This is a genomic window from Bradyrhizobium sp. GW821-FHT13H05 (assembly GCF_058804065.1).
Genome location: NZ_JBXAPO010000001.1, coordinates 441,239 through 460,572, shown reverse-complemented (window position 1 = coordinate 460,572; position 19,334 = coordinate 441,239). Strand labels below are relative to the sequence as shown.

21 protein-coding genes and 1 tRNA gene are annotated in these 19,334 nt (G+C 64.6%); 11 read left to right on the top strand and 11 right to left on the bottom strand.

What is annotated here, in order from left to right; genetic code table 11:
• Positions 1–21 precede the first annotated feature (21 nt).
• The 7 genes from fliN to AC1RR3_RS02135 form a co-directional block, all read right to left on the bottom strand.
• Positions 22–372, bottom strand: coding sequence for a flagellar motor switch protein FliN (gene fliN, locus AC1RR3_RS02165; protein WP_492818879.1), 351 nt, complete (start codon positions 370–372; stop codon positions 22–24).
• Between the two features lie 3 nt (positions 373–375).
• Entirely contained in the window at positions 376–999 is a 624-nt protein-coding gene (locus AC1RR3_RS02160; protein WP_492818877.1) for a FliH/SctL family protein, read from the bottom strand.
• Positions 999–2,096: a flagellar motor switch protein FliG gene (gene fliG / locus AC1RR3_RS02155; RefSeq protein WP_492818875.1), complete on the bottom strand. Its 1,098-nt coding sequence runs from the start codon at positions 2,094–2,096 to the stop codon at positions 999–1,001. Before fliG ends, AC1RR3_RS02160 begins: the two co-directional genes overlap by 1 nt.
• A 17-nt stretch (positions 2,097–2,113) precedes the next feature.
• The gene (gene fliF / locus AC1RR3_RS02150; RefSeq protein ID WP_492818873.1) at positions 2,114–3,724 is read right to left on the bottom strand and encodes a flagellar basal-body MS-ring/collar protein FliF; all 1,611 of its coding nucleotides are present in this window, start codon (positions 3,722–3,724) and stop codon (positions 2,114–2,116) included.
• Positions 3,725–3,905: 181 nt separating this feature from the next.
• Complete coding sequence (sciP, locus tag AC1RR3_RS02145) at positions 3,906–4,181, bottom strand: CtrA inhibitor SciP (protein WP_002714638.1); 276 nt, start codon at positions 4,179–4,181, stop codon at positions 3,906–3,908.
• Between the two features lie 227 nt (positions 4,182–4,408).
• On the bottom strand, positions 4,409–5,122 hold the full coding sequence (locus AC1RR3_RS02140) for a flagellar hook assembly protein FlgD (protein WP_492818871.1): 714 nt from the start codon (positions 5,120–5,122) through the stop codon (positions 4,409–4,411).
• A gap of 13 nt (positions 5,123–5,135) precedes the next feature.
• Positions 5,136–6,752 carry a flagellar hook-length control protein FliK gene (locus AC1RR3_RS02135; RefSeq protein ID WP_492819774.1) on the bottom strand — a complete coding sequence of 539 codons (1,617 nt, stop codon included), beginning with the start codon at positions 6,750–6,752 and terminating at the stop codon, positions 5,136–5,138.
• Positions 6,753–7,095: 343 nt separating this feature from the next.
• On the opposite strand from AC1RR3_RS02135, the gene mnmA reads away from it, so the two are divergent.
• The 10 genes from mnmA to AC1RR3_RS02085 all read left to right on the top strand — a co-directional run bounded on the left by mnmA (position 7,096) and on the right by AC1RR3_RS02085 (position 16,288).
• A complete protein-coding gene (mnmA, locus tag AC1RR3_RS02130; RefSeq protein WP_492818869.1) occupies positions 7,096–8,277 on the top strand; it encodes a tRNA 2-thiouridine(34) synthase MnmA in 1,182 nt (393 codons plus the stop codon).
• Between the two features lie 26 nt (positions 8,278–8,303).
• Positions 8,304–8,942, top strand: a complete 639-nt coding sequence (locus tag AC1RR3_RS02125) for a class I SAM-dependent methyltransferase (RefSeq protein WP_492818867.1) — start codon at positions 8,304–8,306, stop codon at positions 8,940–8,942.
• A 44-nt stretch (positions 8,943–8,986) separates the two neighbouring features.
• Positions 8,987–9,346, top strand: coding sequence for a hypothetical protein (locus tag AC1RR3_RS02120; protein ID WP_492818865.1), 360 nt, complete (start codon positions 8,987–8,989; stop codon positions 9,344–9,346).
• 235 nt (positions 9,347–9,581) lie between these two features.
• Positions 9,582–9,658 (top strand) — tRNA-Met (locus tag AC1RR3_RS02115).
• A 205-nt stretch (positions 9,659–9,863) separates the two neighbouring features.
• Entirely contained in the window at positions 9,864–10,124 is a 261-nt protein-coding gene (locus AC1RR3_RS02110) for a hypothetical protein (protein WP_492818863.1), read from the top strand.
• Positions 10,125–10,143: 19 nt separating this feature from the next.
• Positions 10,144–11,166 (top strand): hypothetical protein, encoded by a 1,023-nt coding sequence (locus tag AC1RR3_RS02105; RefSeq protein ID WP_492818861.1) that lies wholly within the window; start codon positions 10,144–10,146, stop codon positions 11,164–11,166.
• Positions 11,167–11,296: 130 nt separating this feature from the next.
• A complete protein-coding gene (locus AC1RR3_RS02100; RefSeq protein WP_492818859.1) occupies positions 11,297–12,058 on the top strand; it encodes an HTH domain-containing protein in 762 nt (253 codons plus the stop codon).
• Between the two features lie 917 nt (positions 12,059–12,975).
• Entirely contained in the window at positions 12,976–14,487 is a 1,512-nt protein-coding gene (locus AC1RR3_RS02095) for an amidohydrolase family protein (RefSeq protein ID WP_492818857.1), read from the top strand.
• 3 nt (positions 14,488–14,490) lie between these two features.
• On the top strand, positions 14,491–15,414 hold the full coding sequence (locus AC1RR3_RS02090) for a CobW family GTP-binding protein (RefSeq protein ID WP_492818855.1): 924 nt from the start codon (positions 14,491–14,493) through the stop codon (positions 15,412–15,414).
• Positions 15,415–15,418: 4 nt separating this feature from the next.
• Complete coding sequence (locus AC1RR3_RS02085) at positions 15,419–16,288, top strand: urea carboxylase-associated family protein (protein WP_492818853.1); 870 nt, start codon at positions 15,419–15,421, stop codon at positions 16,286–16,288.
• Between the two features lie 3 nt (positions 16,289–16,291).
• On the opposite strand, the gene AC1RR3_RS02080 is transcribed toward AC1RR3_RS02085, so the two are convergent.
• Both AC1RR3_RS02080 and AC1RR3_RS02075 read right to left on the bottom strand, forming a co-directional pair.
• Entirely contained in the window at positions 16,292–16,687 is a 396-nt protein-coding gene (locus tag AC1RR3_RS02080) for a GFA family protein (protein ID WP_492818851.1), read from the bottom strand.
• A gap of 103 nt (positions 16,688–16,790) precedes the next feature.
• Positions 16,791–17,168, bottom strand: a complete 378-nt coding sequence (locus tag AC1RR3_RS02075) for a tautomerase family protein (RefSeq protein WP_492818849.1) — start codon at positions 17,166–17,168, stop codon at positions 16,791–16,793.
• Between the two features lie 162 nt (positions 17,169–17,330).
• On the opposite strand from AC1RR3_RS02075, the gene AC1RR3_RS02070 reads away from it, so the two are divergent.
• Positions 17,331–17,930, top strand: a complete 600-nt coding sequence (locus AC1RR3_RS02070; RefSeq protein ID WP_492818847.1) for a TetR/AcrR family transcriptional regulator — start codon at positions 17,331–17,333, stop codon at positions 17,928–17,930.
• Positions 17,931–18,071: 141 nt separating this feature from the next.
• Here the strand turns inward: AC1RR3_RS02070 and AC1RR3_RS02065 are convergent, their stop codons facing one another.
• A complete protein-coding gene (locus AC1RR3_RS02065; RefSeq protein WP_492818845.1) occupies positions 18,072–18,548 on the bottom strand; it encodes a hypothetical protein in 477 nt (158 codons plus the stop codon).
• Positions 18,549–18,559: 11 nt separating this feature from the next.
• The gene (locus AC1RR3_RS02060; RefSeq protein WP_492818843.1) at positions 18,560–19,240 is read right to left on the bottom strand and encodes a hypothetical protein; all 681 of its coding nucleotides are present in this window, start codon (positions 19,238–19,240) and stop codon (positions 18,560–18,562) included.
• Between the last annotated feature and the right edge of the window lie 94 nt (positions 19,241–19,334).

The following is a 19,334-nucleotide window of genomic DNA, read 5'->3' as shown; positions in this document are numbered from 1 at the left end:
ATTCCCTGCAATCGCAAATAATCAGGTGCGTTCGGTCTTGATGATTTCGGTCATGGTCACACCGAGCTTGTCCTCGACCAGGACGACTTCGCCGCGGGCAACCAGCTTGTTGTTGACGTAGATGTCGATGGCCTCGCCGACGCGCCGGTCGAGCTCGAGCACGGTGCCGGGCCCGAGCTTGAGCAGCTCGCTGACGTCCATCTTGGAGCGGCCGAGCACGGCCGAGACCTGCACCGGCACGTCGAACACGGCCTCGAGGTCGGCGGCGGCGCGTGCCGCGTATTCGTCCTCGTTGTAGCCGACATCGGTGCCGGTTGGCGGCAACGGGCCGTTGAGATCGGGCAGCGGGACCTGTCCGTCGGTGTCGCTCATGGCTTAGCTCCCCCTCCGGGACGCGATATAGCGCCCGACCATTTCGTCGATCTTGGCCGCGATGGCTCCGCGCTCCAGCACGACGCCGCCATCGGCCCATTCGATCCGGCAGTCGCCGGTGGCGATTTCCGGCTCGGCCAGGATCACCAGCCGGCCCTCGAAGCCGCTCTGCTTGGCGAGCCGCTCGATCTTCTCGCGCGCAGCGTCATAGAGCGCGTCGTTGATGCGGACGACGAGATGCGGGGTTGCGACCAGGTGCGAGAAGCAGTCCTTGACCAGCGCCATGATCTCGCCGAGCGGCTCGGCGGCGACCAAATCGGCACACAGCTTGCGCGCCACCGCGATTGCGACCTCGACCGCCTCGGTCTCCATCTTGGTTTCGATGTTGCCGATGCCGGCGGCAACGCCCCTGATCCCGATGTTGATCTCTTCCATGGCAAGCGCGACGCGGCGGTCGCTCTCGGCCTTGGCCTCGCGCTGGCCGGCGGCAAAGCCGTCCTGATAGGCGCGCGCCTCGGCTTCCGCGACCTTCTGGGCGATCTCGGCCGCGGTCGCGGCCTTCTCGCGCGGCGAGCGCTCGGGCGTCGCGAAGTCGGTGTCGAACAGGAATTTGGCCGGAGCGCCCATCAATACACCAGTTCGTCGTCAGCGCGGTTCTTGGTCAGCATGATCTCGCCCTTGGCGGCGAGATCCTTTGCGAGATTGACCAGCAGCGCCTGGGCCTCGTCGACGTCGCGCAGACGCACCGGGCCCATCGCCGCCATGTCGTCCTGGAGCATCTTGGCCGCGCGCGAGGACATGTTGCCGAAGAAGAAGTTGCGGACGTCCTCATTGGCGCTCTTGAGCGCGACGCCGAGCTTGTCCTTGTCGACGTTGCGCATCAGGGTCTGGGCCGAACCGGAATCCAGCTTCACGAGGTCGTCGAAGGTGAACATCAGCGCCTTGATGCGCTCGGCCGATTCGCGGTTGTCCTCTTCCAGCGAGGTGATGAAGCGGGTTTCGGTCTGGCGGTCGAAATTGTTGAAGATTTCCGCCATCACCTCGTGGGCGTCGCGGCGGCGGGTCTGCGACAGGTTGGACATGAATTCGGTGCGCAGCGTCTTCTCCACGCTCTCGATCACCTCCTTCTGGACCGCCTCCATCTTCAGCATGCGATTGACGACGTCGAGCGCGAGCTCCTCGGGGAAGATGCCGAGCACGCGTGCCGCATGTTCCGGCTTCAGCTTCGACAGCACGACGGCGATGGTCTGCGGGTATTCGTTCTTGAGATAGTTGGCGAGGACCTCTTCCTGCACGTTGGAGAGCTTCTCCCACATGTTGCGCCCCGCGGGGCCGCGGATCTCGTCCATGATGCCGTTGACGCGCTCCGGCGGCAGGTACTGCTGGAGCAGGCGCTCGGTGGCGTCGAAATTGCCCATCAGCGCGCCCGAAGCCGACATGCGCGAGACGAATTCCAGCAGCATGTCCTCGACGGTGTCGACCTCGACGGTGCCGAGCGTCGACATCTCCAGCGAGAGCTGGCGCACCTCGTCGTCGTCGAGCAGGCCCCAGATCTTGCCGCCATATTGCTCACCGAGCGCCAGCATCAGGATCGCGGCGCGCCGCGGTCCGGACAATTGCTCGGCCCCCTTGCCGTTCTTGGCCCGGTCGCCGGCACGCTGGCCGAGAGTGGAGATGACGCTGGTGATGTCGTTCGAATTGGCGTTTTGCAATGCGGCGGCCATGTCAGGTCACTTCTCGATCATTTCGTGGGTTCGGTCAGCCATTGGCGGATGATGGCGACGGTTTCGTTGGGGTTGCGCTCGGCGAGCTCGCCGACGCGATGAACGGACTGGGCGTGGACCTGACCCTGCACGGTGGCGACGTCGATCGCGCTGGCGGCGCCGCTCGGCAGCAGCTGCTGGCCGGCCGGCGCGGCGTCATCGCTCGTGGACGGGCCGGTGAGAACGCCCGAGATCGCCGCGGCGACTTCGTCGGAAGCGAGGATGCGCTTGACCAGCGGGCGGATCACCATGAACAGCACGACCAGGCCGAGCAGCATCATCACGCCGAGCTCGACGAAGTACATGACGTCGTCCTTGGTGAACTGGAGCATGCCGAGGAAGCCGGAGGGCTCGCTGATCGGGGCGGTGGACGGCGCGTCGGCAAAGCGGAGGTTGACGACCTCGACCTGGTCGCCGCGCTTCTGGTCGAAGCCGATCGCCGAGCGCACCAGGGTGGCGATGCGGTCGAGCTGCTCCTTGGTGCGATCCGTGTAGGCGAGCTCGCCCTTGTCGTTCTTGGTGTAGATGCCGTCGACCAGCACGGCGACCGAGATGCGGTTGACCCGGCCGGCCTCGGTCACCTCGGTCTTGGTGGTGCGGGAGATCTCGTAATTGTTGGTCTCCTCGGTCTTCTTGCTCTGGTCCTTGGCCGCGACGCCGCTGTTCTGCTGGTTGCCGGGCAGCTCGTTGTTGACGGTGACCTGGCCGTTGTTGTCGGCGGTCATGCTGCTTTCTTCGCGGGTCTGGCTCGAACGCAGCACGCGGCCCTCGGGGTCGAACTTGTCCGAGGTCTGGGTGATCTTGTTGAAGTCGAAATCGGCGGAGAGCTGGACGCGGGCGCGGCCCGAGCCGACCACCGAGGAGACGATGTCCTCGACCTGCTTGCGGATGCGCTTCTCGAAGGCGGTACGGCGCTCGTCGCCGACCGCCTGCTCCGGATCGGTCGCAGCGCCGTCGGCGAGCAACGAGCCGGCCTCGTCCACGATCGAGACGCGCTGCGGCTTCAGCCCGTTGACGGCGGAGGCGACGAGATGGCGGATGGCGCGGATCTGCTGGGCTTCGAGCGCGCCCCGGACGCGGACCACGATCGAGGCCGACGGCTCCGGCGCCTCACGCGAGAACAGCGGGCGCTCCGGCAGCACGAGGTGGACGCGGGCGGCCTGGATGCGGTCGATGGCGCGGATGGTGCGGGCGAGCTCGCCTTCCAGCGCGCGCAGATGATTGATGTTCTGGACGAAAGAGGTGGTGCCGAGCGCGTCCGACTTGTCGAACACCTCGTAGCCGACGCCGCCGCCCTTGGGCAGGCCGCCCTCGGCGAGCTTCATCCGCAGGCGGGTGACCTTGTCCTTGGGCACCATGATGATGCTGCCTTCGTTGCGCAGCTCGAACTGGATGCCCTGACGTTCCAAGTCCTTGATAATACCGGAAGAATCTTCGACGCTGAGGTCGGTGAACAGCGTCGTCATCTGCGGCGTCGTGACCCGCATGATGACGAACGCGAAAAAGCCGATGAGCGCGGCGGTGACCGCGATCATCGCCCCGAACCGGGCGGCGCCGATACCTTTTAAGAAGTCCGCAAGACCTTGCAAGCAACCGCCCCGACAGATTCGATCCGCATTCCAGAGCGGTCGAGTGGGCAATTATTGCCTAGGTGATGGTTTCGATATGGTTAACGAAGGTTAAGAGCTCAGACAAAAGTCGCGTCATGAAAAAAATCGGCCTCGCAGGGCGAGGCCGATTTTCGTAAAAAGCCGCAGTTTTCCGGATCGCTTACTGGCGATATTGCTGGATGCGGGTGGTGCGAAGACCCGCCAGACCGTGCTGGTCGATGGAAAACTGCCAGGAGAGGAATTCGTCGACCGTCAGGGTATAACGGCTACAGGCCTCCTCGAGGGAGAGAAGTCCGCCACGCACAGCGGCGACGACTTCGGCCTTGCGGCGGATGACCCAGCGTTTGGTGCCGGGCGCGGGCAGATCTGCAATCGTCAGCGGACTGCCGTCCGGCCCGATGACGTATTTTACCCTCGGGCGATGGGGTTCTGTCATGGCGTACTCACAAACTCTCAACCACTGAACTCACGCCATGAACCTACGCGTGCCGGCTTAAAAATCCGCTAAGCCTAAGGCTTCAATACAATTCTCGTTGAAACTTGCGGGAACGCGACCGGCCCGAAGGGCTGAAAGCGCGTTTCAGCCGGCCGAGCGGGGCGGAAAGTAAATACTTTACTAACAAACAGAGCGTGCAAGCCGCGCTCGAGACGTGCGCGCGGGTCTCAATTGCTGCTGGTGGCGATGATGCTCTTCACCTGGCTCATCGTGTAGCTGGCGCCGTCGATGGTCAGCAGCGGCGGCGACTGGGTCAGGTCGACCGAGGACACCACGCCCTGCACCTGCGCGGCGATGCCGACATTGTTGTTCGCGACATCCTTGCCCGTGGCCGAGATCGTGTACTTGCCGTCGGGCCATTGCGTGCCGTCATTGCCCTGGCCGTTCCAGGTGAAGGGAACGTCGGTGCCGGCGCCGGCGGTATATTTGCCGGTGAACACGGTCTGGCCGGTGGAGTTGGCGACGGTGATGTCGACGGTCGCGTCGCTGGGCACGTTGAGATGCCAGGTCGCCGACGAATTCGTCATGGTCGCGGTGGTGCCGTCGACCAGCGCGGTCTTGCCGACGAAGCCCAGCGCCTGGGTCGCCTGCGTGGTCTGCTGCAGGGTGACGAGCTGGGACAGCGAATCGTTGGTCTTGAGCTGCTGCTCGACGCCGGCGAACTGCACCAGCTGCTGGGTGAACTGGTTGGTGTCGAGCGGGTCGAGCGGGTTCTGGTTCTGCAGCTGCGTCGTCAGCAGCGTCAGGAAGGTCTGGAAATTGCCGGCGAGCGTCGCGCCGGTGGACGAGCCCAGCGAGTTCGACGAGGACGACGATGAAGAAGACGTCTGCGTCGTGCCGGAGACGACGGATGGGGCGGTGGCGGCATTCGTGGTGGTCATATGCGAATACTCCTCACACTCTGATGTCGACGCCGCTGCTCGATCCGAGCATGCGGCCGTAGCCGCGCCCGACGGGCGCAGCGGCAACGGTCTCGTCCTCGCTGATGATCAGCCGGCGGGCATTGCCGCCATTGTCGTTGTTCTGGCCGGAGTTCTGGCCCGATGAATTCTGGTCGCGCAGGCTGAAGGAGAGCCCGTTGCTGCCGGTCTTGAGGCCGGCATCGTCGAGCGCGCGCTGCAATTGCGGCGCGTCCTGCCGCAGCATCTGCAGCGTCTCCGGCTTCTCGACGGTGAGATGCGAGGTGACCTGGCCGTTGCGGTCGACATTGATGCGGACGTCGATGCGGCCGAGGTCGAGCGGATCGAGGCTGATGTCGAAGCGGGTCTTGCCGGCGCGCGCGGCCGCCGCGATCTCGATCGGCACGGCGTTGATCGGCACGGCCGTGGAGGTGGCCGCGGTCGCGGTGAGCGTTGCGGTGGACGCTGTGGCGGCCGAGGTCGTATTGGTCACCGGCGCCTGCACGGCCGAGGCGGCCTGCGCGCTGGTGTCGGCCTGCGTCGCGACGGCTTGCGTGCCGGCATGGGCGTGCGTGGTCGCGGCACTGGGCGCAGCGTCAGCGGCGCCGGCCTTGGCGTCGGCCTTCGCATCGGTCGCGCCGGCATCGGCCTGCGGCTTGGCGGCTTGCGCATGAGCGGCGTTGGCGGGCGTTGCCGTTGCCTGCGCCGCGTTCGCCTGGCCCGCATCCTGGCCGATATTGGCGACGTCGGCCTGTCCTTGCGCGGTGGCGGCGGCCTTGAATGAGGTCTTTGGCGTGCCCTGGTCCACGGCGGCGAGCAGCCCGCCATTGGTCTTGGCCTCGGTCGCGGTCGCGTCGGTCGTGCCGGTGGCGGCATCGCCCAGCGTTCCCGTGGTGTCGGCAGCGACCTTCGCGCCGGCGGTCTTGGCACTCTTGTCGCCGGTCGTGGCCGTGTCGGTCTTGCCTGCGATCTGCGCCGCGGTGGAGGCGCTGGCGGCGATGCCGGCGGCAGCGATCGTCAGCGGGGAAGCAGCGGTATCCGTGGCCTGGTTTGCGGCCGCGTTCGGATCGACCGGCACGACGGGTGCGGCAACCACGACGCTGGGATCGGGCACGGCGGTCTGCGTCGGATCAATTTGCGCGGTCGCCGCGGCATCGACGGCGGCGAGCCCGTCGGTGGTCTTGTCGCCCTTGGTCTCGTCTGACTTGTCTGCCGATTTGGCGTCGGAGGTCTCGGACTTGTCCTTGGTCTTGCTGTCCGTCTTGGCCGCATCCTTGGCGGCATCCTTGGCCGGATCGGCCGCCGCGTCGTTGTTGGCGGGCGCGGATGTGTCGGTGTCGTCGCTCGCCCTGCTCTGCGAGGCGGAGTCGCTGGCGGAGGTGTCGCGCGTGCTCCGGTCGGACGCGGAGGAGGACGACGAGGAATCGCTCCGGCGCGGCGCGCTGTCCTGCGCCGAGGACGAGGCATTGTTGCTGATCGCCTGGGTGGTGCTGTCCACCAGCGAGCCGAAGGCGTCGTTGGTGGTGTCTTTCGAGCTCTGCGAGCGCGCAGGCTTTTGCTGCGTGCTCGAAACCTGCACGCTGGCAGCTAGATCTGACGACACACCGACCACAGGCGACCCCTTGGAAACATCTTCGGTCAAGGGGTAGCAAGGAGCGGGCCAGCCCCGCGCGAGAGTATTTTATAAAGCAAAATCAGTATCTTGAATGTTTCGGGCAGGGGTCCCGAAGCGGTCCGGGACACCGCCATTTCTGCCTCCCCGGCAAGAATTGCCCTAAGCGGGCCGCCCCCGTGATTGCTTCACCGGGATGCCCCCTATATTAAAGAGACCGCTCTCAGCCGCTTTCGACCGGGCCAGCCGCGCCTCTCGGGAACTGAAGTTCCCTGGAGCTGCTGATGTCCCGGCCAGAAGCAAATCGCGGATCGCCGAACGCCGCCGTCACACCTTGAAAGCCATGCTCAACAGTCTGGATCTCGAAGGCCGTCCCGAGGACACCAGGGTCGTCGTCGCCATGTCGGGCGGCGTCGATTCCTCGACGACGGCTGCGCTGCTCAAGGCTGGAGGCTATGACGTCGTCGGCATCACGCTCCAGCTCTACGACCATGGCGCCGCGACCCACCGCAAGGGCGCCTGCTGCGCCGGCCAGGACATCCACGACGCCCGCGACGTTGCCGCCAAGCTCGGCATTCCCCATTACGTGCTCGACTACGAGGACCGCTTTCGCGAGTCCGTCATCGACAATTTCGCCGACTCTTATGCTCTTGGTGAAACGCCGGTGCCGTGCATCGAGTGCAACCGCTCCGTCAAATTCCGCGACCTGCTGAAGACCGCGCGCGAGCTCGGCGCCCAGGCGCTCGCCACCGGCCATTACGTCGCCTCGCGCCGTCTCGCTAGTGGCTCGCGCGCGCTGGTCTGCGCCGCCGATGCCGACCGCGACCAGAGCTATTTCCTGTTCGCGACCACGCAGTCACAGCTCGACTATCTGCGCTTCCCGCTCGGCGACATGACCAAGCCCGAGACGCGCGAGCTCGCGCGCCGCTTCGGCCTGTCCGTCGCCGACAAGCACGACAGCCAGGACATCTGCTTCGTGCCGACGGGCCGCTACACCGACATCATCACCCGCCTGCGGCCGAACGCGATGGACCCCGGCGACATCGTCGATCTCGACGGCCGCGTGCTCGGCCAGCATCACGGCATCGCCAATTTCACCATCGGCCAGCGCCGCGGCCTCGGCATCGCCGCCTCCGCGCCGCTGTTCGTGGTGAAGCTGGAGGCCGCCAATCGCCGCGTCGTCGTCGGCCCGCGCGAGGCCTTGAAGATGCACCGCATCACCTTGCGCGACGTCAACTGGATCGGCGACGGCGATATCGATCGCGCCATCGGCAGTGGCCTCGAGATGTTCGTGCGCGTGCGCTCGACCCGCAGCCCCCAGCCGGCCTGGCTGCGCGGCGCTGATGGCCATTACGAGGTCGAGCTCGTCGCCGGCGAAGAGGGCGTCTCGCCCGGCCAGGCCTGCGTGTTCTACGACGCGCCTTCGGGGCAGGCGCGCGTGCTGGGCGGCGGTTTCATCCAGAGCGCGGCCGCCAAGGTCGCAAGCAGCACGGCAAGGCCGCTCGCTGAAGCCGTGCGCGGCTAAAAAAACTTCAGGGCAGGGCAGGGGGCATGGCAGCAGACATCTCGCGGGCCGGGGTCGAGAAGGCCTATGGCCGCTGGGCGCCGGTCTATGATCTCGTGTTCGGCAAGGTCTTCGATGCCGGACGGCAGTCCACCATCGCCGAGGCCGACCGCATCGGCGGCCGCATCCTCGATGTCGGCGTCGGCACCGGGCTCTCGCTCTCCGATTATTCGCGCACCACGAAGATCTGCGGCGTCGACATTTCCGAGCCGATGCTGCGCAAGGCGCAGGCGCGCGTGCGGAGCTTGCGCCTCTCCAATGTCGAAGTGCTCTCGGTGATGGACGCGAAGAATCTCGCCTTCCCCGAAAACTTCTTCGACGCGGTGGTCGCGCAATATGTCATCACCGCCGTGCCCGATCCCGAAGGCACGCTCGACGAGTTCGTGCGCGTGCTCAAGCGAGGGGGCGAACTGATCCTGGTCAACCACATCGGTGCCGAGAGCGGTGCGCGAAAACTGTTCGAGCTGGCCTTCGCCCCGATCGCCCGCCGCCTCGGCTGGCGCCCGGAATTCCCGTGGGACCGCCTCGTCAACTGGGCGGCAAAGCACGGCGGCGTCACGCTGACCGAGCGCAGGCCCATGCCGCCGATGGGGCATTTTTCGCTGATCCGCTACCGCAAATCGTGATCGCGCAGCGGGAACGCGGGACCTGATCCGCGCGTTTCCCTCCCATGCGCACCACATCAAACATCATCCTGGCCAGCCTCCTGATCGCCGCCTCCGGCAGTGCGATCGCGCAGGCCCCGCCCGCCCCGGCAACGCCGCCGCAAGCGACCGCGCCGCCCCAGACTCAGCGCGCCGCCGGCTGCGCGCCCTCGGACCGGCTGACGACCACGCCCGGCGGCACCACCACCACCGGCCAGTCCCGGGAACCGCTCGGCGACAAGCTGGCCAAATCCGACGGCGTACTCTGCCCGCCCTCGGGCGTTGACCCCGACATGCACGCCCCGGCCCCCGACACTGGCGGCAATACCCCTGTCATCCCGCCCCCCGGCAGCCCCGGCGGCGACCCGACCGTCCGGCCGAAATAGCTCTTTTTTCGCTCGTTCTTCCTTCGCCTCTCCCCGCCCGCGGGGAGAGGCCGGAGCGCATCGCAGATGCGATCCGGGTGAGGGGGACCCTCCACGAGTCCGGTCCAAAAGGACGGATTCCGGCGCCAAATCGGACCGAACAGAACCCGGCGACCTTGGCTTGACAGCCCGCCGCCCCCTTCCTTATATGCCGCGCGTTCGCGAGATCGGCCGTAACAGCCGTTCGCGACCCTGTGGCGGGGTAGCTCAGCTGGTTAGAGCACGGGAATCATAATCCTGGGGTCGGGGGTTCGAGTCCCTCTCCCGCTACCAATTCCCCCGATCCTCCTCCCCGACATCTCGGCAGAACTGGGGATGAAGCTTCCTCATCGGACAGATCCTCGACGGGTTTCGCTCAACTGTACCCATCTTACGGGCTCGCCCGAAAGTTGTGGATTATTGGCTCCGCGATCAGCTTCTACTTTTGGTAGCGACGATGTGTCGCTACCCTTGTCGGAGGAATTTTGAAAGCCATTGTGTGGATGCCATGGGTATTTCAAAAGGCGTCGCCTTCGAGATGACCGCTTTCATTCTGCTGTCGGTCGGTTCAGCTCACGCCTGTGACGTTTGGGTCCAGATTGGACCCAAAAAGGTCTGCCAGCAGCGCGTCGTCGATCCCACATTTCTGCTGGAGGGGAAAGACCTGCTGACTCTGCAGCGTCTTCAGACCACATCGGACGACAACAAGAAGAAACTGAACGCGATGCCGCCCAATGCGCTGTCGCCCAATGCGAAGTAGTTCGGATATTCGGAGGCGTTTGCATCTGGCACTCGCATCGTTTCTGCTGCTGAGCGGCTGCGGACTGCATTCGCCCGAGATCAGCGAAGCCTTCGATGGTCCAGGCGAACCCGAAGATCGAACCACCAATCCGAAGACGCCGCCGTTTTCGGCAACCATGCAGATCGAGTTCGAGATCAGAAAGAGGATCTACTGCGAGTTGAAGAAGGCCGTTCAGCACGTCAACGAATATCCGCAAACGCTGATCTATCGCGACGGCACGAAACAGACGCTACCTATGCTGCCGAAGGAATGGGTCGCGCTTACGAGCCTCAGCCTTCAAGTTGATGAATCGAGCGCGCTTTCACCGGGTGTGACCTACAATGAGACGCTGAGAAATGCGGCCGCGATCTTCGGGGTCGGCAGCGCAAATACGATCAGCGTCGGCCAGTCATTTAACTTAGGGTTCGGTGGGACGCTGTCATCGACCGCGACCCGGATTGATAAATTTAATCCCACCTATTCCATTGAATATCTAATGAAGAGGCCTACGGAGGAGAGTATCTGTCTCAACGACTACGCCTTCGCGAACCCGCCTCACAGTTCGCCGTTCCTAATCGAAAGCGATCTCGGTATCGACAAGTGGCTCATGGGCGCCATGCTCACGCAAAGCTTTCTACCGTCTCATCCGCCAATCAAGCTGGACCCATCGCGCGGGGCGCCTCCGGACGGCAAGAAAAAAGCCCTCCAAGGCAAAGGCGGAGCTGCCGATACCGGTGGTGGGGCGCAAAACACCCCGGCTGGAGCTAGCGACAAAGGCGGCGGCTCCCTGGGTCCGCTGTCCGTGTCGCTGGAGTTGAAGTTCGTCATCGTGTCCAATGGCAGCGTCACGCCGACCTGGAAGCTGCTTCAGGTCTCAGCGAATTCTAGCGGATCATTCTTTGCGACGGGTCGCACCCGCACCCATGACCTGATTATTACGATTGGTCCGCCGGACCAGAACACAACGAACGCCTATCTTGCGCAAACGATTGGAAGCGCTGTCGGCAATCGCGGTCTGTAGCGCGTCGCTTCAGTGTGTAGGATGGGTAGAGCACTTGCGAAACCCATCGTGCTTGTTCTCGAACGAGAGTTGATGGGCGCGCGTCGCTCCACCCATCCTACGGGCCTTTGATCATGGGGGAGGCTTACAAATGCCGACAATGACGTGGGACGAGGCGGTCCAGATCGTATTGAGTGAGGCCGGCGAAGCTCTTCACTATACGGAGATCACAGAGCGTATCATCGCAAAAGCCCTCCGCGGTGAGGAGGTGGGAGCGACGCCAGCGCAAACTGTCAATGCCACGATCAATAGCTCGCTAAATCGGCCAAACTCCCCGTATGTGCGTGTGAGGATGGGAGAGTTTGCACTGAGGAGCGAATTGAGCATTGAAGCCACTTCGAGTCCCACACTGGTGGTTGAAGAAGCTTCGACGGGCGCGCTCAAGGCATTCGGCATGTACTGGCGGCGCGAGTTAGTTATTTGGGCGCGCGGGACTCGCATGCTCGGAAGACAAAGCGGAGGTTCGTCGGATGTAGATTTTGGAAGTCAACAAGGTGTTTATCTCCTTCACGACCGCGACCGAGTAATCTACGTCGGTCGCGCTGACGATATGATGTTCGCTCGCCTCAAAGCTCATACTACCGACCGTCTCAGTGGTCGATGGGATCGATTTTCGTGGTTTGGTCTGCGAGCTGTCCAGCCTGACGGAATGCTATCGTCCGTCGCTGCGGACTGGAAACACCCTATCGTTCTGGAAACATTGGAGGCCCTCTTAATTGAGAGCCTTGAGCCACCACTGAATAGGCGGCGAGGGGACAATTTGTCCGCAATAGAATATTCGCAAGTCGAAGACCCTGATCTTGAAACGTTACGCAGACAAGATTTAGCCGCTCGCATTCTTGGTCAACGCTAGAGAGTTAGTGCGGCTCGGCGGTCGCGGATTTGAATGCTTTACCCGTCGGGCAAAACACCCGCCACCCCGTCAACCCCTCCTCACAAAAATATTCCACTTTACCGAAATTCGGAAATGTCGTATGTCTTGCCCATCCCGGCTCATCCTTGAGGGGCGATCGTACGTCGTCACGATGCGCGAGCCGGGCTTGCGGTGGACGCGGCAGCGTCGGCATGAACAGGTTGCGGGCAGGGCGGGTAGTCCCTGTGAGCCCGTGGCCGCGTGCGGACGACGGCGCTGCTGGGCTTCGTCTCGTCTGTAAGTTTCCGGCTTCGTCGACAGGGCCGGGAAAACTGCGGCGACATGGCAGGCCGTGCGTACGGCAAAACCGTGTGGTCCTGGCCGTCGTTGCTACGGTCAAGCTTTCGCGGAGGTGTGTGCGAGCCCAACCGGGCGGACAGCATCGTCAATTCGTGGAAGCGAGGGAGGCCAGAAGGAAAGTTCGGCTCCCGGGAGAGCACGGCATAAGCCGTCCGACCATCGCGCAGGGAAGGCCGGGTTTCGGCTGCCCTGTGTCTCCCCTGTGCATTGCGTGTGCATTCGTTCAGCGCAGGGGTCTTATGGGTGCCAGCCGGCGCCCGGTCTTCCCTGCGCCCTTTCTTTCGAGAGGGTGAAGCGAGAAGCATAGCTCGGGCAAATCATGCCGCGGGGATGCGCGCGCATGCCGATCGGATCGATGAATTTAGGCCACGGCGTTGTTGCGCTCCGGTCCCGATACACTCTCTGCGTTTGCCGGCCTTACATGCAAGCATGCTGCATCGGCATCGACGGAGGTGGTCGTTCCCCCAAAAATCTGCATCTATGCGCGCCGAGACGGCGCGGGATGCGGCCGCTCTTACGCCTCCGAAGCTGCTGCCGGGCCTTTGGAGATTTTGGCAATGGCTTTTCGGAGTGACGATATGAGCGGTTTGGTGATCTCTGGCGGCCGGGTGGTGGATCCCGCGAGCGGAATGGACGCCGTTGGCGATGTGGCGGTGGTGGACGGCAAGATCGCCGCGGTCGGCACGGGCCTCGGCGGCGCCGAGCGGGTGATCGACGCCACCGGCCTCGTGGTCGCCCCCGGCTTCATCGATCTGCACGCCCATGGCCAGTCGATCCCGGCCGACCGCATGCAAGCGTTCGACGGTGTCACGACGACGCTCGATCTGGAGGCCGGTGTGCTGCCGGTCGGGTCGTGGTATGAGCGCCAGGCCAGGAAGGGCCGCGTGCTGAACTATGGCGCCGCCACCAACTGGGCCTTTGCGCGCATCGGCGCGATGACGGGCTCCAATGCGGAGAGCTCGCTGGAGGCGTTCGGCAATGCCATGCGCGACCGCCGCTGGATGGACAATGTCGCAACCGATGCGGAGGTCTCAGGCGTCCTCGAGCGCCTGACGCGCGGCCTCAACGAAGGCGGCATCGGCATCGGCATCCTCAACGCCTATGCGCCGGGCGCCGGTGTGCAGGAGCTGACCGCGGTTTGCCAATTGGCCGCCGCCAAGGACGTGCCGACCTTCACCCATGTCGCCTTCATGTCGCGCATCGACCCCGAAAGCGCGGTGGAAGCCTATATCCGCCTGATCGGCTATGCCGGCGCCACCGGCGCGCATATGCACATCTGCCATTTCAACTCGTCGAGCAAGACCGACATCGAGCGCTGCCGCGTGCTGATCGCCAAGGCGCAGGCGCAGGGCCTGCCGATCACGGTCGAGGCTTACCCTTACGGCACCGGTTCGACCGTGCTGGCCGCCGCCTTCTTCAGCGATCCCCAATTCGTCGAGCGCAACGGCACCGGCTACGATTCGGTGCAGCGGGTGACCGACGGCTACCGCTTCCACGACCGCGAGGAGCTGCTCAAGGCACAGGCCGACGAGCCGTCTTCGCTGGTGCTCTGGCACATTCTCGACACCGAGAACAATGCGCATCACCGCGATCTCCTCGACATGTCGGTGCTGTATCCCGGCGGCGCGATCGCCTCCGACGCGATGCCGTGGACGACGTCGGACGGCAAGACCTACACCGGCGACGCCTGGCCGCTGCCCGATGACGCCACCTCGCATCCGCGCTCGGCCGGCTGCTTCACAAAGTTCATCCGCGAATGGGTGCGCGAGCGCAAGGCGGTGTCGCTGCTCGAAGGCGTGCGCAAATGCGCACTGATCCCGGCGGAGATTCTGTCGCAGAGCACGCCCGCGATGCGCGCCAAGGGCCGGCTTGCGAAGGACGCCGATGCCGATATCGTGGTGTTCGACTACGAGAAGCTCAGCGACCGCGCCACCTTCACCGCGATGAACCGGGCGTCCGAGGGCGTGCGGCATCTCGTCGTCAGCGGTCAGCCGCTGATCAGCGATGGTGTGCTGGACGTGGCGGCGCGGCCCGGAAAGCCGGTCCGCCGCCCCATCGTCGAGAGCTGATACATGCCGGTCCCCGTTCTCCTGGTCACGGGCTTTCTGGGGGCTGGCAAGACCACGGTCGTCAACCGTTTGCTGGCGAACGCAGAGGGGCGGCGGATCGCTGCCGTCGTCAATGATTTCGGCGCGATCAACATCGATGCGGAGCTGATCGCGGGCGCGAGCGACGGCGTGGTGAGCCTTGCCAATGGCTGCATCTGCTGCTCGCTCGAAGGCGATCTCTTGCGCACGCTTTCCACGCTGCTGCGGCGTGATCCGCGGCCGGAGTACATCGTCATCGAGACCAGCGGCGTCGCCGATCCCTCCGACATCGTACGCAATCTGTTGGACCCCGTGATCCTGCGCGAAGCGCCGCTGGAAACGGTGCTCTGCGTGATGGATGCCGCGACACCGTCGGCCACCCTGGATGATGCGTTGGTGCGCGCGCAGCTGCGCGTCGCCGATATCGTGGCCCTGAGCAAGCTGGATCTCGCGGACGAGGGGGCAGGTGGGCGGATGCGCGAGACCATCCGCGCGCTGCGCATCCCGGCCGTGGTCGTCGATGCGAAACACGGCGAGATCCCAGCCGCACTGCTGTTTCCCGCGAATGCCGATCGCGCGCCCACGCCACGTGAGCCGGGACCGAAACGACCGGCAGAGGAGCGCTTCGAGACGCTGAGCTGGACGTCGGACCAGCCAATCTCGCTGCCGCGCTTGCAACAGGCCATCGGCCGGCTGGCGCCAAAACTGGCGCGCGCCAAGGGCCTGTTCGAGACGGTCGAGCAGCCCGGGCGCTTGACGGTGTTCCAGTTCGCCGCCGGCCGCGCGACGCTGGCCCCCGGTGAGGTGCCGGCACCAGGCGCGCCGCGGGCAAGGATCGTCTTCATCGCCGAGCTCGGCGTGCTCTCGAAGGACGAGCTCGACGGGATCATGGAGGGGTGCGTTGGCTAAAACGATGTCGTCCAAAACCCCACCCGCCCCCACTGACGCCGCCGCGCGCCGCGCCGCCAAACCGACCATCGTCTATCCGGCCGGCACGATGCCCGGACCCGACCTGGCCGCGCTCGAGCAGGCTCGCCGCACGATGGTCAAAACACACGAGCTCATCGTCCCGCCGCGCGACGCCAGAACATTCCGCGTGGCGCGTGGCCAGTTCTTCCGCATCGTCAGCATCGAGGGCCCGCAGGTCGGTGACCTCAATCTCTGGAATGCGGACGATCTCTCCGAGCGCTTCTTCAGCGGCAAGACACGGGCACTCCATGGCACGCATGTCGGCGTCGGGGCCCGGCTCTGGAGCAGCATGCCCTACCTTCGGCCGATGGCGACCATCAGCCACGACACGCTCGGCTGGTATGGCTTTGACGAGGACGGCGCCGGAATTCATGATGTCATCGGCACGCGCTGCGATCCCTATACAAATCTCCTGTTGAACGGCGCAGCTTATGATTTCTGCTGCCATTCCAACCTGTCCCGCGCGCTTGCCGCCGAGCTGAAGATGGAGCCACGTGCGATCGAGCATCACGTCCACGATGTGCTCAACGTCTTCATGTGCACCGGATTCACGAAAGACACGCACCAGTATTTCATGAAGGCAAGTCCGGTTCGCCCCGGCGACTTCATCGAGTTTCTCGCGGAGATCGACCTGCTCGGCGCGCTGTCGGCCTGCCCCGGTGGAGACTGTAGCGCAACCCATTCCAGCGATGACGCGGCATGCCATGCGCTCAAGATTGAGATTTTCGAGCCGGATCGAACGACACTGAAGGACTGGAGCTGGCCGTCGCCAAGTGCGTATCACCGCCGCCACGGTGGGCATGGGCAAAGCTGAGCCTCAATCCTCCGTCGGCAATCCGTCGCCGTGCACGTACCACTCCGCGCGCGACGCCCATTGCACATGCCGGTCGGGCGTCGCGCCCAGCGGCTCGTCGAATGCGCCGGCGTGGATAATGGCCTCGCGTCCGCTGCGGGTGAGGTGCGGCATCGGGCTGCCGCAAGTCTTGCAGAACGCTGTCGCAAAGCTTCGCGCATGGGGCAGATCGAAGCGCGCGACGGACGCTTCGCCGCGCAGCCAGCGTAGCGCTTCCGCCTTCACGATCACCTCGCAGGAATGCGCGGTGCCGGTCGCCTTGCGGCAGCGCGAGCAATGGCAGTTGAGAAAGTGGTCGAACGGGCCCTCGATCTCGAACGCGACCTCGCCGCACAGGCAGCTCCCCCGGAATGCGGCCATGTCACTCTCCCTCCGGCCCGGCTGGTTGGCCGATCGCATTGAGCTCTCTATCAGACCCTTCCGGCCAGCAATTCTCAAGAGGGCATCGGCGGGTCCGACACGCTCACGCGAACTGCGCGAGGCCGTTCCCGACGGACCAGTTCTCCTTCGGCGCGTCGAGCACGTTGACGAACACGTCCTCGGGCCGGATGCCCGGGTTGTCACCGAGCAGCTCCGCGATCCGACGATACAGCGCCTTCTTCTGCTCTGGGGTGCGCGAGGCAAACACGGTGATCTGGATCAGCACGGCGTCGTCGCTGCGCTTGACGCCGTAGGCGTTGCCGCAGCGGAAGTTTGCGGGCGACAGCTCGCTGATGGTCATGAACTCGTCGCCTTCGGGCACGTTCAGCGCCTCGCGCATGGCGCGATAGAGGCCGTCGAGGATCGCCTGCCGGTAGGCGTCAGACTTTCCGGCGCGCATCGAGATGTGGAGGAGGGGCATGAGCGGATCCCTTTGCATGCGGGCGCGACCGGCCGAGGCGCATGCATCCGCCGGCCGTTCGGCCCATTGACGAAACGGGCTATCAATCCCGATTAGTTTTTGACACGATGTTTAGAAATCATGTTCTTGACGGTGTGTCAAATATCTTCAGAGGAGCAGAATTTGAGGCCGCGCGAATTCGACCACGACGATGTCCTGCGCATCGCGTTCGACCAGTTCTGGCGCAAGGGCGTGCGCGGCACCTCGCTGTCGGACATCGCGCGCGACGCCGGCGTCCAGCGCGGCAGCCTCTACAACGCCTTCGGCAGCAAGGAGGCTTTGTTCCTCCAGGCCTATGAGCGCTATGCGGGCGACTATCTTCTCGCCCTGCAGAAGGCGCTCAGCGCGGGCTCGTTGCGCAAGCGCCTCACCGCGTTCTTCGACCTGACCATCACGAACTTCCGCTCCGGCTCGCCGCCGCGCGGCTGCCCGACCACACGCGGATTGATGGAGCTCGGTGCGGCCGAAGGCGAGGGGCTCGATGACGACGCGCGCCAGGCCTTTGCGAACCTCGTGTCACGCATCACCGGGCTGGTTCAGGACGCGTTGTCGGCAGCCGCGACGCGCGGCGAGTTCAACGGCAACGCTGCCGCAGCAGCGCTGCACATCATTACGGTGACGCGCGGGCTCGCCGTGCTCGAACGCGCGTTCGGCGACGAGGCGCAGCTGCGCAAGATCGCCGCACACACGATCGATCTCGTGCTCGACAAGAAGGGCAGCTAGGTCATGTCGCGAAACGACGACCCCAGCGGTGGTGATCGCTGGAGCCGTCTGGAGGTTTCATGGAGGGCATCGAGCACTGCGCCGCCATGACGTGTCAATACAGCAAGACCGCTCTCGTTGCGAGTAGAACCCATCAAAGCATCAGCACAAGGCGAGTGCATTGACGGCCCGCGTTGTCGCAATCTCGATCTCGTTGCCGACGAACTGGCAGACGACTGACTCGAGCTCGCCGGGCTGCTTGCTGCGTGCCACCGCCAGCAGCCGCATCAGCTCCGCCTCGTCCTTCGACAGGCGCCGGCACGAGGGCGGCATGAAGCACAGCTCGCATGGCCGGCCGCTGCGCAGGATCCGGACGAGCGCAGCCGCGCGCGCAACCAGCAGCGGACTGTCTGCAACGCCCGGTGCTTCGTCGGCGAAACGATAGGCCGCTTCCCAGCAATCCGACGCGCCGGTCGTATAGGCCGCACCGATGAAGCGGAACAACGACAACGCGACGCGGCAAAAATCATCGTAGCTTTCGACGCTTCGCGGCGTCGAAAGCACGGCCTGGAGCGGGCAGAGCCGCGGCTGGCCGGCCTCCGGAGAAACCGGCACGGCGCCGCAAATATCCTGCGTCATGAACGATCCCGTCAGTGCAACGTAGGACTTCCGACAAGCCAGCTCTTCATCGCCATCATCCGATCGTGGTTCAGCGACTGGACGTGCCGGTCAGGCAGAATGAGGCCGGCCATGCGGAAGATCGTCGCAAGTCCCCTGACCGGCGCCAGCGCCCAATCCGCGCCCACCGGCGGCAGCCAGGCCTCGAACTGCTCGCGCGCGACATCGTCGCGCTCCTTCTGTGCTGCGGCGATCGCACGCAAAATGCCGTGCTCGCTCTCCGACATACGCGGACAAGTGGGGCAATGGACCTCGATGGCCGTATGTGCCGTGCACCCAAAGATCTCGATGATGGAGTCCAGCGACGGCACGGCATCGCCGACGCGAAAGTGGTCGTACACCTGCTGGATATCGGTTGCGGTCGGAACGGCGGTCCCACTGCGTGCCTTTGCCCGAAATCCCCAAATGAAGAGCCGCTCCGCCGCGCTCAGCGCTGGCAGTTCGAGGGGTCTTGCGTATGTCGATTGCTGCATTGAGCCTCTGGCCTTCGGCTGCACGCACGCCACATCCGGCGCAAAATCTCTGTGCGATCGTTCCGCCAGAGGCTCGCGCAAGTCAACGCTTCGAGGAGCGATATCGAGGTCTTCTAGATCTAAAGAGGTTGGATCTCGGATGCGGCTGGCCTCGCAAACCTGCCAAGTCGCGCGCGGCATGCCCGCCGCCTACTCACCCAATTTCGTGGGGCTTTGGCGAACCCGAATGCTTAAAGCTTTGCTAAGGCGTTCGGGATAAAATGGCATATCAGCC

Excerpts from the sequence above, each read along its gene's own strand:
- AC1RR3_RS02125 (WP_492818867.1), top strand. The coding sequence starts at position 8,304 with ATGGCAGCAGACATCTCGCGGGCCGGGGTCGAGAAGGCCTATGGCCGC.
- AC1RR3_RS02100 (WP_492818859.1), top strand. The coding sequence starts at position 11,297 with ATGCCGACAATGACGTGGGACGAGGCGGTCCAGATCGTATTGAGTGAG.
- AC1RR3_RS02065 (WP_492818845.1), bottom strand. The coding sequence starts at position 18,548 with ATGACGCAGGATATTTGCGGCGCCGTGCCGGTTTCTCCGGAGGCCGGC.
- mnmA (WP_492818869.1), top strand. The coding sequence starts at position 7,096 with ATGCTCAACAGTCTGGATCTCGAAGGCCGTCCCGAGGACACCAGGGTC.
- AC1RR3_RS02060 (WP_492818843.1), bottom strand. The coding sequence starts at position 19,240 with ATGCCGCGCGCGACTTGGCAGGTTTGCGAGGCCAGCCGCATCCGAGAT.
- AC1RR3_RS02160 (WP_492818877.1), bottom strand. The coding sequence starts at position 999 with ATGGGCGCTCCGGCCAAATTCCTGTTCGACACCGACTTCGCGACGCCC.
- AC1RR3_RS02090 (WP_492818855.1), top strand. The coding sequence starts at position 14,491 with ATGCCGGTCCCCGTTCTCCTGGTCACGGGCTTTCTGGGGGCTGGCAAG.
- AC1RR3_RS02085 (WP_492818853.1), top strand. The coding sequence starts at position 15,419 with ATGTCGTCCAAAACCCCACCCGCCCCCACTGACGCCGCCGCGCGCCGC.
- AC1RR3_RS02080 (WP_492818851.1), bottom strand. The coding sequence starts at position 16,687 with ATGGCCGCATTCCGGGGGAGCTGCCTGTGCGGCGAGGTCGCGTTCGAG.
- fliN (WP_492818879.1), bottom strand. The coding sequence starts at position 372 with ATGAGCGACACCGACGGACAGGTCCCGCTGCCCGATCTCAACGGCCCG.
- sciP (WP_002714638.1), bottom strand. The coding sequence starts at position 4,181 with ATGACAGAACCCCATCGCCCGAGGGTAAAATACGTCATCGGGCCGGAC.
- AC1RR3_RS02095 (WP_492818857.1), top strand. The coding sequence starts at position 12,976 with ATGGCTTTTCGGAGTGACGATATGAGCGGTTTGGTGATCTCTGGCGGC.
- AC1RR3_RS02075 (WP_492818849.1), bottom strand. The coding sequence starts at position 17,168 with ATGCCCCTCCTCCACATCTCGATGCGCGCCGGAAAGTCTGACGCCTAC.
- AC1RR3_RS02140 (WP_492818871.1), bottom strand. The coding sequence starts at position 5,122 with ATGACCACCACGAATGCCGCCACCGCCCCATCCGTCGTCTCCGGCACG.
- fliG (WP_492818875.1), bottom strand. The coding sequence starts at position 2,096 with ATGGCCGCCGCATTGCAAAACGCCAATTCGAACGACATCACCAGCGTC.
- AC1RR3_RS02120 (WP_492818865.1), top strand. The coding sequence starts at position 8,987 with ATGCGCACCACATCAAACATCATCCTGGCCAGCCTCCTGATCGCCGCC.